The organism is Bradyrhizobium viridifuturi (assembly GCF_001238275.1).
In the GTDB taxonomy this organism is placed as follows: domain Bacteria; phylum Pseudomonadota; class Alphaproteobacteria; order Rhizobiales; family Xanthobacteraceae; genus Bradyrhizobium; species Bradyrhizobium viridifuturi.
On sequence record NZ_LGTB01000133.1, the window covers coordinates 1 to 553 of the forward strand.

Below are 553 nucleotides of genomic sequence, written 5' to 3' on the forward strand. Positions count from 1 at the left end.
GGGTGATCGCATCGTTCTCGGCATCGCTGACCGAGAACAGGCTCGAGGCGAGCACCGAGAACTGGCCGTGGTTGGCGGTGACGTTCGCTGCCGTCACCACCGGGGCCGTATCGACCCCCGGCCCTGCCGTGAACGCGGCCCAGGTGCTCCACAGGCTGCCGTCATTGGCCCGCACATAGAGCGTATCCGGTGTCGAGCCACCGGGCCCGAACACGTAGCTGACCTGCGACAGGTTCGCCGCCGAGACGTCGATCTCGGTGTTGGCGGCCTGGGCGACACCGTTGACCACCCAGTGGCCGTTGCCGCCGGTGTCCCAGAACGCGTATTGGGTGATCGCATCGTTCTCGGCATCGCTGACCGAGAACAGGCTCGAGGCGAGCACCGAGAGCTGGCCGTGACTGGCGGTCACGTTCGGTGCCGTCACCACCGGGGCCGTATCGACCCCCGGCCCTGCGGTGAACGCGGTCCAGCTACTCCACAGGCTGCCGTCATTGGCCCGCACATAGAGCGTATCCGGCATCGAGCCGCCGGGACCGAACACGTAGCTGACTTG

At 67.3% G+C, this 553-nt stretch carries 1 pseudogene; it reads right to left on the bottom strand.

The window, feature by feature from the left end:
- Window positions 1-553 (bottom strand): annotated as a pseudogene (locus ALC15_RS44450) (hypothetical protein); the annotation flags it as partial.